The following is a 14,803-nucleotide window of genomic DNA, read 5'->3' on the forward strand; positions in this document are numbered from 1 at the left end:
TCTTCTCTTCATATGTCTGCAAGTTTGCACACCCCGTAGTAAGTCTTTGCTGTAAAGCATTTTTATATCGCCATTCCTTGTTTGATGACCCGGCCCTCTCTTCACGATAGCGCCGGGATTTTTTTGTCCGTCTTCCACCCTCCCCTACAATCCTTCATATTTCCCTGCTTTCATCTCGTGGATAAAACAAGATCCCATTCGGGACTTGAAAATGTGACCTGCAGGACAGAAATTGAACTTCGACAATGAGTTATCTCTCAAGGCCTGAGATATTCATGTTAGGTACAGTTGTGATGGGTTATCTAATAAATAGATTTAAGTGATTCAAAATTGTGGCTTTGACCGATTAGCGAAAAGCCCTATGATGCCTCCATCGAAAGTTAAACGCCTCGACTGGCCAGATTCTTCGCAACCAGACAGGCATATGTACATCACCAAGGAGCTAATACATGTCTACCTATATCAACACTGAAATCAAGCCGTTCAATGCTACCGCTTACCACGAAGGCAAATTCGTTCAGGTGTCTGACGCTGATCTGAAAGGCAAGTGGTCCGTGGTGTTCTTCTACCCGGCTGACTTCACCTTCGTTTGCCCGACCGAGCTGGGCGACCTGGCAGACAACTACGCAGCATTCAAGAAGCTGGGCGTCGAGATCTACGCCGTCTCCACCGACACCCACTTCACTCACAAGGCCTGGCACGACACTTCTGACACCATCAAGAAGATCCAGTACCCGATGATCGGCGACCCGACCGGTGCCATCACCCGCAACTTCGGCGTGATGATCGAAGAAGCTGGCCTGGCTGACCGCGGTACCTTCGTGATCGACCCGCAAGGCATCATCCAGATCGTTGAAATCAACGCTGGTGGCATCGGCCGTGACGCCCTGGAACTGCTGCGCAAAGTCAAAGCTGCCCAGTACGTTGCTGCTCACCCGGGTGAAGTGTGCCCGGCCAAGTGGAAAGAAGGCGAAGCCACTCTGGCCCCGTCCCTGGATCTGGTAGGCAAAATCTAAGCCTCCCCGCTCTAAAGACCGGCCCACTCATGGGCCGGTCTGCTTTCCGGCCCACGTCAAGGGTGCCGGTCTGCTCTCTGGCACCGTGTTTGCTGTTTATCAATGCTTTTTGTACCCAGTCATGGCGCCGACCCGCACTCAGCAAGAAGGAATTCGAAGATGTTAGATACCAACCTCAAACAACAACTCAACGGTTACTTGCAGTACATCGTCAATCCCATCGAGATCAGCGTGTCCGGCAATGACAGCGGCAAGTCGGCAGAACTGTTGGCTCTGGCCACAGAAATCAGCGACATGTCCCCCAAGATTTCCATGACCGATGGCCGTAACGCTCGCAAGCCTTCCATGAGCATAGCGCCCCAGGGCCAGGCCCCGCGCGTGCATTTTGCCGGCATCCCCATGGGTCATGAGTTCACCTCCCTGGTGCTCGCCCTGCTGCAAAGCGGCGGTCACCCCTCCAAGGCCGATCCGGCCGTGCTGGAGCAGGTCAAGAACCTGAAGGGTGAGTTCCACTTCGAGACTTATATCTCCCTCTCCTGCCACAACTGCCCGGACGTGGTACAGGCCCTGAACCTGATGGCGACCCTGAACCCCGGCATCACCCACACCATGATCGACGGTGCCCTGTTCCAGGACGAAGTTGCCGAGCGCCAGATCATGGCCGTGCCGAACGTCTACCTGAACGGTCAGCCGTTCAGCCAGGGCCGTATCTCCCTGGAAGAAGTGGTCACCAAGCTCGACACCGGCGCCGCCGCGCGCAAGGCTGAAGAGCTCAATGAAAAAGCCCCCTACGACGTGCTGGTCGTCGGCGGTGGCCCGGCTGGCGCAGCCGCCGCCATCTATGCCGCCCGTAAAGGGATCCGCACCGCCATCGTGGCCGAGCGCTTCGGTGGTCAGGTGATGGACACCGTCGGTATAGAAAACTTCATCTCAGTGCCCTACACCGAGGGCCCCAAGCTCGCCGCGAGCCTGGAGCAGCACGTCAAGCAGTACGGCGTGGAAGTGATCACTGAGCAGCGCGCCGCCGCCATCAGCAAGGATGGTTACGTGAACGTGGATCTCGCCTCCGGCGCAACCCTCAAGAGTCGCGCTGTGATCCTGGCCACCGGTGCCCGCTGGCGCGACCTGAACGTGCCGGGTGAGGTGGAATACCGCACCAAGGGCGTGGCCTACTGCCCCCACTGCGATGGCCCCTTCTTCAAGGGCAAGCGCGTGGCGGTGATCGGTGGCGGTAACTCCGGCATCGAGGCGGCCATCGACTTGGCCGGTATCGTCGAGCACGTCACCGTCGTGGAGTTTGCCGATACCCTGCGTGCCGACGAGGTGCTGCAGAAGAAGGCTCGCTCCATGGGCAACATCGACATCATCATGAGCGCCCGCACCACCGAAGTCATCGGTGACGGCAGCAAGGTGGTGGGTATGGATTACGAGGATCGCACCACGGGTGAGATCAAGCACCTGGCGGTGGCCGGTATCTTCGTGCAGATCGGCCTGGTGCCGAACACCGAGTTCCTCAAGGGGAGCGAGGTCGCCCTGACCCGCTTTGGCGAGATCGAGATCGACACCAAGGGCGCCACCTCCCTGCCCGGCGTCTACGCCGCAGGGGATGCCACTACAGTGCCGTTCAAGCAGATCATCATCTCCATGGGTGCCGGTGCCACCGCAGCCCTGGGTGCGTTTGATTACCTCATTCGCAATGCAGCGCCGGAAGCAGCGGCCGCCAAGAGCGATGCCGTGACTGCCTGATAGGCTCTTCGCCCGACAAAAAGCCGACTCCCTGGAGTCGGCTTTTTTTATGCCTCGCTCGTACCCTTGGCGCCTAGCCGCGAGTGGGTTCCTCTGTGGCAACGTCCTCGTCCGGTGTGGCGAAACTGGCCGGCACCGCCTCCCCCGCCAGATCCGTTCTCGGCTCCAGTTCGGCGCTCATGGGGGTGTTGGGGGGAACCGGGATGAACACCTGATGCTCGGCCAGTGGAATGGGGGCCCGCTGGCGCTTGCGCCATCCCAGATAGGCCGCCAACAGGGCGCCGCACAGGGCGAAGTAGACGAACAAGCCTTCTGGCCCAACTTGCACCATGACGAAGGGGGCCAGCAGGGGCCCTATCATGGCGCCCAGGCTGTAGGCGAGCAGCAGCCCCTGATTGGCCCCCAGCACCTGATCCGGGCGCAGCTCATCGCAGGCGTGGCTGAGGCTCAAGGGATAGATGGAGAACGCCATGCCGCCGAGCAGGAACACCAGGGTGCCGGCCGCGGCATCACGCCAGGTGCCCGGCAACCCCACCATCAGCAGGGCAAGCACCGTCAGCAGGGCGCTGAGCAGCAGGATCACCAGACGTCTATCGTAGCGATCAGACAGGCGCCCTATGGGGTATTGCAGACACATGCCCCCCAGGATCACCAGGGCCATCATGTCCGCTACCCGGGAAAGGGGGGCGCCACTGTCGGTGAAATAGAGCGGCAACAGGCCGTAGATGGCACCGAGCAGCAGGCCAGAGGTAAAGCTGCTGCCCATGCCCGCCGGAGTGAGCCGAATCAGCTCCAGCACCCCGACCCGTTGCGGCGCCACCATGGCCGGGGTCGATACCCGGGCGAGCGCAAGGGGCACCACAGACAGGGTGGCCGCCATGGCGCACAAGGCAAACGGCGTCAACACCATGGGGTCCACCCACTTGAGCAGCAGCTGGCCCATGGCAAGAGAGCCGTAGAGCAGGATCATGTAGAGGGACATCAGCCGCCCCCGGTTGGCCGGGGTGCTGGAGACCAGCATCCAGGACTCCAGCACCACGAACAGGCCGCCGGTGGCAAAGCCCCCCACCAGTCGCAGCGCCGCCCACGTGATGGGCTCCACCACCATGCCGTGCAGCAGAAACAGGAAACAGAGCAGGGAGGCGTAGGCCGCATAGGCCCGGATATGCCCCACCCGTATGATGAGACGGGCGTTGACGAAGGCTCCCAGCACCAGGCCACCAAAGTAGGCGGCGGACACCAGGCCGATGGCCTGCACCGACACCTGCTCGGCGGAGAGCCGCACCGTCAACAGGGTGTTGAACATGCCGTGACCGAGAATGAAGATCACCAGACTGGTCAGGGGTGACAGTAACCTTGTGAGTGTCATGGGGCCTCCTCCTGGCTAAACCTTGATGGTAACGCTCGCCTCTTGCCCACTTCAACCCGGCCACCCCAGGGCTGGCGGGCTATCCTTGACGAAGGTCCACCATGGAGGTAGTCAAGATGAGAGTCGTACTCTTGTTGGCAGGCCTGCTCTTTGCCAGCAGTGCCTTCGCGTTTCATTGTCCCATGGACATGAAGAAGATTGATGATGCCCTGGCCGCCGATCCCGTGCTCAGCGCCGATCAGCTGGCCGAGGTGCAGCAGCTCAGGGCCGAGGGGGAGACACTGCACAAGGCGGGCAAGCATCAGGAATCCGTCGACACCCTGGCCAAGGCCATGACCATTCTCGGCATCGACTAGGGGTCGCAGTGGCCGGCGGGGGACCATAGAACCGCCCCGTCAGCCTGATTCCTTTGCAGGCCCTCGCCGGTGACGACGAGGGCCTTCTCATCACTGAACACCATTGCGTATCACCTGCACGACACCTGCACTATTCCTGCACCATGGCCCCCTAGACCCGACCGCTGTAGACCAGGGTGCTGTAGTTGAACGCTATCTGCCCATCCAGGGCGCAGCGGGCAAACTCACGGCGGATCAGAGTCGTCAGCGACTCATAGGCCGGGCTGCCGACGACGGGCGCATAGGAGGAGGAATTGAGCCGCCCCAGCACCCCGTCGAGATCGAACCACTGGCGATTGGGGAAGCAATCGAGGCGATACTCCCCCTCGAAGAAGGCGCTAAAATCGGCCTCGCCGAGGTTGCGGTGATTGACCTCCTCATAATCCCCCGAGTAGGCGCGAAGCCCGGCTTCATAGGCCTGGAGAAACTCGGTATCGGTCAGCCTGTCATTCCAGATGAGGGCAACGTGGCCGCCGGGTTTGAGCAGGCGCCGGCACTCAGCCTTGAAGGCGGCATGGTCGAACCAGTGAAAGGCCTGGGCGACCGTGATGAGATCCAGCGACCCCGCCGGCACACCGGTCACCTCCGCGCTGCCTCCCAGCCAGTGAACATTGTCAGCTGCGGCCAGCAAGCGCTCGGCCGCCCCGCGCATGTCGGCATTGGGCTCCACCGCCCACAGTTGACCTACTCGAGGGGCGAGCAGGGCCGTCAGTATGCCGGTGCCCGCCCCTATGTCCGCTACCCGCGCCTCGGGCCCCATGGCGAGCTCCGCCGCCAGAAAATCCAGCATGGCCGCCGGATACCCTGGCCGGTATTTCACATAGGCCTCAACCCGGGCCGAGAATCGCTGGGTACTGTCCATGCTGCACTCCTGTTTTGATTACCGAGCTGAATCCGAGCTGTCTATGCCAACCTTATCAATAGACGGTCCCAGGATCAGGCCCTTACACTGTGACCCCTCTCACATTTATCAGGAGATGTCTCTTGCGCAGGGTTGTTCGTCTGCTGGTGTTACTGACGTTACTGGCCAGTCAATGGGCACTGGCCGAGGTACCGGCCCCCTATGCCCTGCGTCTGGATCAAGGCCAGCGCGACTGGCTGCAAGAGAAGCAGACCCTGATCATCGGTATGCCCGCCGCCGACTGGGCACCGTATAGCTACTACTCCGGCAATGATCGCTATCAGGGCCTGCTGCACGACTACCTGCAGACCGTCAGCCAACGGCTTGGGCTCACCCTCAGCTACCGGGCCTACCCCACCTTCAACCTGGCCCAGCAAGCTCTGCGCAGCGGGGAAGTGGACGCCCTGGCCGGGGTAGCCATGACGCCCCAGCGCCAGCGCTGGATGCACTTCACCGCCCCCCTCATCGAGATCCCCCGCGCCGTGCTGTTGAGCAAACCGGGGGCGCCCCCCACCCTGGCACAAGCCGCGCAGATGCAGTGGGTCTGCGAGCAGGGCTATGACAACTGCGATCTGCTCGAGCACCTTGGCTTCAAGAAGATCAAGCATGTGGATGGCAACCTGGAAGCCATGTTCATGGTCAAGTACGGGCTGGCGGATGCCTATCTCTCCGATCGCCCCTATCTGGAGAGCAACATCGCCAGCCAGCGGGTCAAGACCCAGCATCTGGCCGAGGTGCCCTGGGTTGGTCCCGCCCAGCTTGCCCTCTCCACGGACGCCGACAATGTGCAACTGGGCACCCTGCTGAGCCTGGCGGTGGACAGCCTCACCCCGCAGGACAGGCACGCCCTCATCCAGCTGGCCAGCCTCTACAACCAGCCAAGGGAGAAGGCCAGGGAGAGCAACCTGTTCACCCCAGAGGAGCAGGAGTGGATAGCCCTGCACCGTGAGGTGCGCTACACCCCGGGCCCCTGGTTTGGTCTGGCCATGATAGACAACAAGGGCAAGGTCACCGGCTTGCTGGCGGATCTGCTGACCCTGATCGAGCGGCGCAGCGGCTTGCGCTTCACCTTGCAGCCCAACCAGGAGCAGGCAGGCAGCCTGGTGCTGCTCGAGCAAGGCAAGCTGGATCTCGTGCCCTCCATCGTCAACCTGCCCGAGCGCAGGACCCGCTTCCTGTTCACCCCGGATTACCTGACCCTGAAGCGGCTGCTGATCACCCGGCGCGAGAAGGGGGAGCTCGACTCCCTCAAGCAGATAAAGGGAGCCAGGGTGGCGGGGAGCCGGGCCTCGGCCGATGACACCATCATCCGCAACTGGCAGGCGGAGCCCGTCTCCTTCTCCTCCTTCGATGAGCAGCTGGCGGCCCTCGCCGACGGTCGGGTGGACTACATACTGGCCAACGAGGGGGTCAGCGAGCAGATCCTGCGCAAGGACACGGGCCAGGGGCTGCGCATCGCCTACAGCGGCAACGAGCTGGATGTGCCCCTGGCGATGGTGGTGGCCAAGGACAACCCGCTGCTGGCCAGCATACTCACCAAGACCCTGGGCTCCATCAGCCCGCAAGAGATGCAACTGCTGCAAGACAAGTGGTTCACCCTCAAAATAGAAACCGGGATCAACAGAAGCCAGTTGCTTCGACTGGTGCTATGGATGGTAGGCAGCATTCTCGTTCTGGTGCTGCTTGGTTATTTGTGGAATCGCTCCCTGAGCCGCGAGGTGCGCCAGCGCCAGCGGGCCGAGGAGCAGCTCTCCCACCAGTTGAAACTGGTGGAGACCCTGCTCGATACCATGCCCAACATGGTGGTGCTCACCAACGAGCGGCTGGAGATCACCCTCACCAACCGGGCCTACCGGCATCTCTATCTTGGCGGCCACGATCGCCATGGCAGCTACGACGTCCTGCTCGGGGATCAGCTGCCCCACGAGGTGCGCCAGCGCATCATGCACGAGGACGCCGAGGTGTGGGCCACGGGCCGGGAGTTGAATGCCAGGGGGGTGACGCAGCTCGCCGATGGCGTCGAGCGGGAGATCATGTACCAGAAGCGGCTGTTTTGCGATCAGGAGGGCAACAAGCTCGGGATCCTGACCGTGCTGACGGACGTGACCGAGCTGCAACACGCCCAGACCCGCGCCAGGGAGGCCGAGGTGCGGCTCTCCCGCCTGACCGACAGCATTCCCGGCTTCGTGTTCCAGTTCGAGTACCTGGGCAAGGGCGAGGGCCAGTTCCAATACGTGAGCGCCGGCGCCCAAGAGATGGACTTGCTCGGCTCGGCCCAGCCTCTCTCGCGCCAACCCCAGGAGCCGCTCCCCCATGTCGACGAGCCCCTGCGCGCCGCCCTGCTCACCGAGCTCGAGCGCCAGATTGACCAGGAGACCGAGATCGATCTCACCATCCCCTCACCCCAGGTGGATGGCAAGGTGCGCAGCCTGCAGGTGCGTGGCAACATCATCCGCCAGCCGGATGGCAGCGCCCTGCTCTACGGCATGGTGCAAGACATCACGGCCATGAACGAGCAGCAACAGGCACTCAAGGAGGCGCGCCACAAGGCGGAGGCGGCGATCCGGGCCCGGGATCGCTTCCTCGCCACCATGAGCCACGAGCTGCGCACCCCCATCGCTGGCATGCACGGCATGCTGGAGCTGCTGCAACTCGGTCAGCTGAGCGAGGATCAGCACTACCTGGTGCGCAACGTGGTCAGCTCCGCCAACAACCTGCTCTACCTGGTCAACGACGTCCTCGACTACTCCAAGATGGAGGCGGGTCAGCTGCACCTGGAGCCGCGATCCGTGCGTCTGGCCGAGGTGCTGTGCGCCGTGGTGCGCAGCAACGTGGCCAGCGCCCGTCAGAAGGGATTGCGGGTCGAGCTGTTGTGGGACCCGATCCTGCCGGATCGGGTCGAGATAGATCCGAACCGGCTCGGGCAGATCTGCTCCAACCTGCTGCACAACGCCATCAAGTTCACAGAGCGAGGCGGCATCACCCTCACCCTCGCCTATCAGGATGCCCAGCTCTGGCTGAGGGTGGAGGACACCGGCATCGGCATCGCCCAAGAGCGGCTGCCCCACCTCTTCACCCCCTTCGAGCAGGAAGACACCAGCATCAGCCGCCGCTTCGGGGGTACCGGGCTCGGCCTCGCCATCTGCCGCAACCTGGTGGAGCAGATGGGAGGCACCCTGACCCTGGAGAGCGAATCGGGTCTGGGCACCCGGGCCATCCTGTACCTGCCGCTGCGCCAGCCCTGCTGGGACACGCCGCCCCTCGCTGGCACTCACTGGCAGGTCTCGGCGTCCCTGCACGAAGGGGCGGCCCTGCTGCACAGCTTCGGGGCCGAGGTGACCCGCTGCGAGCCAGGCGCCGCCCTCGCCCCCGGTTTGCTGCTGCTCGATGAATCCACGGCGCGCACCCTCTGCCCGCCCGGCTGCCAGCATGGCCATGAGAACCCGGCCTGCCGAGTGCTGCAGGAGGGATACAAGATCGTCTATCTCAGCGAGCTGGAGAGCCTGCGCACCAGCCTGCATCCCGGCCGCTGCCTGCGCCTTGGCAGCCAGCCCCTCTACCCGGATCTGCTGCTGGAGAGCTGCCTCGAACTGAGCGCCCGGCGCGATACCGTCGCTCAGATCAGCCACACCATCAGCCAGCTGAGGGGCCGACTGCTGGTCGCCGAGGATCACCCCATCAACCGGGCCCTGTTGCAGCGCCAGCTCGGCCTGCTGGGGCTCGACGCCCAGTTCTGCGAGAACGGCAGAGTAGCGCTGGCAGCCTGGCAACAGGGGGCGTTCGATCTGCTGCTCACCGACTGCCATATGCCCGAGCTCGATGGCTACCGCCTCACGTCGACCTTGCGTGAGCAGGGGGTCACCATTCCCATCATCGGCATCACGGCGGATGCCTCCGAGAAGGTGAGCCGCCAAAGCGCCCAGGCCGGCATGACCCGGATGCTCTACAAGCCCTACACGCTGGAAGATCTCGGGAGCCTGCTCGGCCACTACCTGCCGGCTGCGGGGCAAGCGGTGGCGCAGATCAGCGCCATAGGGGATCGCTGGATAGACTTGTTTGGCAGTGAGGCCGTGGCCCGCACCCTGGCGGTCGAGTACCTCGGCAGCAACGAGAGCGATCTGGCGAGCCTGCAGGAGGCGCTGCCCACCCTGGAGTGGGACATCCTGATCAACGCCGCCCACAGCCTCAAGGGGGCGGCGCACATGGTGGGCGAACACGAGCTGGCCGAGCTGGCCCACGCCGTGGAGCTCTGTTGCAAGCAGCAAGAATCCGAGCCGCTGGCCGAGCTTATTCGCCAGTTGCACGGCAAGGCGCAGGCCGTCGGCCTCGAGATAGGAGCCTGGCTCGATGAATAATCCCGGACGTGAGCTTTCCCTGCTGGTGGTGGAAGACAATGTGTTTCAGCGCAAGGTCCTGATGCACCAGCTCAGGGCCCTCGGCTACCCCATGCCGCTCGCGGCCGGGGATGGGGAGGCGGCGCTGGCCCTGTGCAATCAGCACCCGGTGGATATTTTGCTGTGCGATCTGCGCATGCCCGGCATGGATGGCATGGCGCTGCTGCGTCGCCTCTCCCTGAACGGGTTTCGCGGCGGCATCATACTGGTGAGCGCCCTCGACGAGGACGTGGTAGAGGCGGTGCATCGCATGAGCGATGCCTACGGCCTGCGGGTGCTAGGCCGGCTGGACAAGCCCTCGAGCCCGGCGCGGCTCGCCGAGTTGCTGGCCCGCTGGGCGCCGGATACCCGCCCGCCCCTTGCGGGATCCGGGCCCCATATCGGGGTAGCGGATCTGACCAAGGCACTGGCGCAAGGGGAGATAATGCCCTGGTATCAACCCAAGGTGAGCTTCGCGACCGGCGAGTGGCTGGGGGTGGAGGCGCTGTCTCGTTGGCTGCACCCGACCCTTGGCATGATCCCCCCCGGCCGTTTCATTCCGCTGGCCGAGGAGCAGGGCCTCATCACCTTGCTGACCGAGCGGCTCATCGAGCAGTGCCTGCAGGATAAGGCGCACTGGCAGACCAGCGGGCTCGCCATCAAGCTCTCCCTGAATATCTCGAGTAGCAGCCTGGTCGAGGGCAAGCTGTGCGATCGTCTGCTCGAGCAGTGCAGGCAAAAGGGTATCAACCCCAACCTCATCACCCTGGAGGTGACCGAGAGCGCCTTCGTCAAGGATCTCGGCCACTCCCTCGAGATGCTGAGCCGGCTGCGGATGCACGGCTTTGGCCTCTCCATCGATGACTTTGGCACCGGCTACTCCTCGATGCAGCAACTCAGCCTGCTGCCCTTCACCGAGCTCAAGCTGGATCGCAGCTTCGTCGACCGCTGCCACGAGGATCCGGTGCGACTCGCCATCATAGAGTCGACCCTGACCCTAGCCCGAAAAATTGGCCTCAGGACAGTGGCCGAAGGGGTGGAAGACAAGGCCACCTGGGATGAGCTGGCCCGCCTTGGCTGCGACGAGTGCCAGGGCTACTACGCGGGCCGCCCCATGCCCCAGGATCAGCTCTTGCCATGGCATGAGCAGTGGCAAGCGAGAGCGCCCGCCCGGTAGGCATAAGCGCCGCCGGGCCCATGTCTGGCGCAGGTTCGATTACGCCATTCAAAGATCCCCGCTCTTTCCCTGCACACCAGGCCACGCGGCCGCCTCTTCCCTCCCCGGCACTACACTCAAGTCTGCCCCTGCAAGGCGGCAAGCCTGAGTGACCCCAAGCCGATGGGAGAGACCCCATGTTGAGCACCAGATACCTGCTTCCCCTCCTCACCACCCTGTTATGGGGCTGCGGCCCCGAGCTGACCGGCACGGCGGCCACCACGGGGGCGCTGCAAGCCGAGCAGGCCAAACAAGCCAAGGCGCAGATGGAGCAGTTCCAGCAAGCCCTCAGCGCCGCCGTGGATGCCACACAAGTGGCGGCATCCGCCGCCGCGACCACCGAAGCCACTGCCAAATAACCAGCTGGCAGACCACTGTGCTGCCTGCAAGCAAATTAGCGGAGTGACCATATGATGCACACGGAAAAGAACAGGATCTGCCTCTGGTACGATGGCGACGCCGAGGAAGCCGCCCGGTTTTATGCGAGCCTCTTCCCCGATTCCAGGGTCGGCACGCTGTTTTATGCCCCCACCGACTTCCCCTCCGGCAAACAAGGGGACCTGCTGACGGTCGAATTCGTCCTGATGGGGATCCCCTGCCTCGGGCTCAACGGTGGCCCCGGGGTCAACCACAGCTGGGCCTTCTCGTTCCAGATAGCGACCGAGACCCAGGCCGAGACGGATCGCTACTGGCACGCCATCATAGACAACGGCGGTCAGGCGAGCGAATGCGGCTGGTGCCAGGACAAGTGGGGCCTCTCCTGGCAGATCACCCCCCTCGCCCTCACCCAAGCCCTGGCCGACCCAGATCCCGCCGCCGCCCGGCGCGCGTTCGAGGCCATGATGCAGATGGGCAAGATCGACATCGCCCGCATCGAGGCAGCCCGGCGAGGCTGAGCCGCTAAGACCCGTCCAGCCATAAAAAAGGCCCTGCTGATGCAGGGCCTTGGTCTCTTTAGCGCAGTGCTGTTCACACTTGATCACGGTCAATTAAGTTGGAAACTCGTGGAGAAAATATTTCAATGTCTTAGCGACACCCAATGTGACAAGTAAGTTGGAAACTCAAAAACAACACTTTACCCGCTCCACAAGCAAATAGAACATTGAAGTTGGAAACCAAGCTCTGCTTGAGGTGATAGATCTCGCGTAACTTAATTACAGGAAAAAACGGCCATGTAACGCCCCATCCTCTTATGTACGGTTGGTACATTTTGGATATTTCTAGCATGTTAAACCCTATCAGCGCAGCATATTGAAGTAACTCACCTACTTGTTCGGCTCTTATTTAGTTTGTCAAAGGCTATGGGTACAACCCCATTAAAAAAAGCCTATCGCGCAATAAATAAAAATCATCAGTACATTTTTAAATTTAAAATCACTATCAATAACGACAGCTAAAAATTATTTCTGGCCAAATGGCCCTACTCGGGCGATTCAACCTGGATAAATATTCGCTGAGGGCTTCTCTTGCTCACCTCACGCTTGCAGCTTCTGGTCTCAGTCTTAGTATCCACATAGCTAATACTACGAAGGTGAAGCACTAAGTCTCTAGCAATTTTTATCGGAATCTTTAGCTACTCAGCAACATTATAAAAATCGAAAAAACCATACAGAAACCCCCATCCTGCGATCTGTTGAGCCATTGGTTTCAGCTTACTATCCATACCGCTCCTTGATTTCAGAGGGATCTCAACGCTCCCAAGGACAACTGGATAGCAACCAGAAAGCAGCTACCCAGAAGTTCAAAATTAGCTTTGACTCAGGTTTAGTTAGCGCTGAGTTATACTATGTCGGTTAACATAGCGGTTAGTTCTTTAATATTCAAACGGACACAATATGTAGGCCGGCCTCGCTCAAAGCGCCACCCTTCCGACAGAGGTCCTGTATCAACAACATCAAAACCGAATTCGTCAAGCAATGCTGCTACAGTTGCTTTACTTTCTTCATCATCCCCGGCAATTGGAAGCGCTCGTCGGTCAATTGCATTTGCGGGAAGCCCATCAGTTTCGAGATCGGTCATTGTGATAGCATTAAATGCTTTGACCACCCGCGCTGAGGGTAAATGGTGGGCCAGTAATTCACTTGTTGTGGTTAGCTGTTCATCCAGTTCTGCTATACGGCCATCTCGGTCTGGATAATAGTTGTTCACATCAATGACTATCTTTCCTGCTAATGAAGCGACAGGCACGCTACGGTAGGCGAAGAGCGGGATAGCGACAATAACGATATCACCAAATGCTACCGCCTCATCAACAGAACCCACCTGACACCCTATTGCATAAGGCAAGCTAAACAAAGACTTAGGGTCCCTGGAATTACTCAGCATGACTTGATGACCCACCCTTGTAGCCAGCTTACCTATAGCCCGCCCCACAACACCTGCACCAATAATTCCAATTTTCATATATTTTACTCCAGTGTTTAGTAGATAGCAGGTAGTATGATTACGTACTAAAGTCAGATAAATCACATTATCGTTGTTTAACTAGCAACAAGCGGTAGGTAATCATGGATAGACTGACAAGCATGAGTGTGTTCGTCAAAGCTGCCGAGCTCGGTTCATTTGCTGCAACAGCCGGAGTTCTGGAAATATCGCCACAAATGGTTGCGAAGCATATTGCATTTTTAGAAGCACAACTGGGCATCGTATTGTTGAACCGCACAACGCGGCGGCAGAGCCTGACTGATGTCGGTCAGGCCTACTATGAAAGATGTAAAATTATTTTATCTGAGGTGGAATCTGCTGATTCACTGGCCTTTGATATGCATACTAAGCCGAAAGGAATAATTAAAGTAAGCGCGCCAGTGACTTTTGGCGCTATTAGAATGCCTAGTTTCATTTCTCGTTTTTTGTCCTCTTATCCCGAAATTCAGATAGATTTATCCCTGAATGATCGTTTTGTCGATCCTCTGGAGGAAGGCATTGAAGTAATGATCAGAATTGGCGAACTGGAAGATTCTTCCATGATAGCTCGAAGGCTTGCACCTTACCGACTGATAGCCTGCGCCTCACCTGAATATCTGGCAAAGCGAGGAAATCCAGATACGGTAGCGGAGTTAACGATGCATGACTGTCTTATCTACACCAACTGGTCGACTACTTCCCTGTACCGGTGGCGTTTTACTCGCAATGGAAAAGTAGAGGAGGTTTCGGTCAATGGCCGTTTCAGGTGTAATGACTGGAAGGCTTTACTGCATGCGGCGATATCTGGTTTTGGAATTACTCTTGGTCCAGAAACAATTCTGGACCAAGAAGTGAAAGCAGGACGACTCGTTCGAGTGCTAAATAACTACGAAGGGCCTTCCAAACCAATGCATGTTGTCTATCCGTCATTGCGTAAACCGACAATAAAGCAGCGGTGTTTTGTTGACGAAATAATTTCTGAATTTGGAATGCAGGAAGATATATGTTGAATTCATTCTGTATATCCATGATTCAGCTTAGCAAAATGGTCACTTCGCAGCCAAATAGTAATTTAGCGCTGCTTTTACACCCTCAGCCGAAGCTAGGCAGGGTCTGATCGGGGTGAAAGTTTTTGACAGATAGCTGGTGAGTTTGACTCAGCAAGAAGGCCGCTCTGGTTTACCCCAAGAAAAGCCATCAAGCGGGTATTTTGATCGGTTTAGCACAAGGTCCACCCGCTACCGGTAGATGCCTGCGTTGCCGATACCGGAACCTAATCGGCTCATCACTAGATCAGTTCCTGCTTCATAAATTACAGTTAATCTCCGTAAAAAATGAAAAGGCCCTGCAGATGCAGGGCCTTGGTCTCTTTAACGCAGTGCTT

The 14,803-nt window shown here is 59.6% G+C and carries 11 protein-coding genes; 8 read left to right on the forward strand and 3 right to left on the reverse strand.

The window, feature by feature from the left end; all coding sequences use genetic code 11:
- The first annotated feature begins 449 nt into the window (after window positions 1–449).
- Together ahpC and ahpF are read left to right on the forward strand one after the other, a co-directional pair.
- Window positions 450–1,016 (forward strand): alkyl hydroperoxide reductase subunit C, encoded by a 567-nt coding sequence (ahpC, locus tag CUC44_RS05560; protein ID WP_100858986.1) that lies wholly within the window; start codon window positions 450–452, stop codon window positions 1,014–1,016.
- 159 nt (window positions 1,017–1,175) lie between these two features.
- The gene (gene ahpF / locus CUC44_RS05565) at window positions 1,176–2,762 is read left to right on the forward strand and encodes an alkyl hydroperoxide reductase subunit F (protein ID WP_100858987.1); all 1,587 of its coding nucleotides are present in this window, start codon (window positions 1,176–1,178) and stop codon (window positions 2,760–2,762) included.
- 73 nt (window positions 2,763–2,835) lie between these two features.
- On the opposite strand, the gene CUC44_RS05570 is transcribed toward ahpF, so the two are convergent.
- Complete coding sequence (locus CUC44_RS05570) at window positions 2,836–4,131, reverse strand: MFS transporter (RefSeq protein ID WP_100858988.1); 1,296 nt, start codon at window positions 4,129–4,131, stop codon at window positions 2,836–2,838.
- Window positions 4,132–4,247: 116 nt separating this feature from the next.
- Here CUC44_RS05570 and CUC44_RS05575 point away from each other — a divergent pair, with 116 nt between their 5' ends.
- Window positions 4,248–4,487 carry a hypothetical protein gene (locus tag CUC44_RS05575; protein ID WP_167388791.1) on the forward strand — a complete coding sequence of 80 codons (240 nt, stop codon included), beginning with the start codon at window positions 4,248–4,250 and terminating at the stop codon, window positions 4,485–4,487.
- 151 nt (window positions 4,488–4,638) lie between these two features.
- Here the strand turns inward: CUC44_RS05575 and CUC44_RS05580 are convergent, their stop codons facing one another.
- A complete protein-coding gene (locus CUC44_RS05580; protein ID WP_100858990.1) occupies window positions 4,639–5,388 on the reverse strand; it encodes a class I SAM-dependent methyltransferase in 750 nt (249 codons plus the stop codon).
- A 122-nt stretch (window positions 5,389–5,510) separates the two neighbouring features.
- Between CUC44_RS05580 and CUC44_RS05585 the strand changes: the two genes are divergently transcribed.
- The 4 genes from CUC44_RS05585 to CUC44_RS05600 all read left to right on the forward strand — a co-directional run bounded on the left by CUC44_RS05585 (window position 5,511) and on the right by CUC44_RS05600 (window position 11,912).
- The gene (locus CUC44_RS05585) at window positions 5,511–9,782 is read left to right on the forward strand and encodes an ATP-binding protein (protein ID WP_100858991.1); all 4,272 of its coding nucleotides are present in this window, start codon (window positions 5,511–5,513) and stop codon (window positions 9,780–9,782) included.
- Window positions 9,775–10,977: an EAL domain-containing response regulator gene (locus tag CUC44_RS05590; protein WP_100858992.1), complete on the forward strand. Its 1,203-nt coding sequence runs from the start codon at window positions 9,775–9,777 to the stop codon at window positions 10,975–10,977. The genes CUC44_RS05585 and CUC44_RS05590 overlap by 8 nt, the downstream gene beginning before the upstream one ends.
- Before the next feature lie 176 nt (window positions 10,978–11,153).
- Window positions 11,154–11,375, forward strand: a complete 222-nt coding sequence (locus CUC44_RS05595; protein WP_100858993.1) for a hypothetical protein — start codon at window positions 11,154–11,156, stop codon at window positions 11,373–11,375.
- A 51-nt stretch (window positions 11,376–11,426) separates the two neighbouring features.
- Window positions 11,427–11,912 carry a VOC family protein gene (locus tag CUC44_RS05600; RefSeq protein ID WP_100858994.1) on the forward strand — a complete coding sequence of 162 codons (486 nt, stop codon included), beginning with the start codon at window positions 11,427–11,429 and terminating at the stop codon, window positions 11,910–11,912.
- Window positions 11,913–12,795: 883 nt separating this feature from the next.
- On the opposite strand, the gene CUC44_RS05605 is transcribed toward CUC44_RS05600, so the two are convergent.
- Entirely contained in the window at window positions 12,796–13,485 is a 690-nt protein-coding gene (locus CUC44_RS05605) for an NADPH-dependent F420 reductase (RefSeq protein ID WP_279627817.1), read from the reverse strand.
- A gap of 56 nt (window positions 13,486–13,541) precedes the next feature.
- Between CUC44_RS05605 and CUC44_RS05610 the strand changes: the two genes are divergently transcribed.
- Complete coding sequence (locus CUC44_RS05610) at window positions 13,542–14,429, forward strand: LysR family transcriptional regulator (RefSeq protein ID WP_208621029.1); 888 nt, start codon at window positions 13,542–13,544, stop codon at window positions 14,427–14,429.
- Window positions 14,430–14,803 lie beyond the last annotated feature (374 nt).

This window comes from Aeromonas lusitana (assembly GCF_002812985.1).
Classification (GTDB): Bacteria; Pseudomonadota; Gammaproteobacteria; order Enterobacterales; family Aeromonadaceae; genus Aeromonas; species Aeromonas lusitana.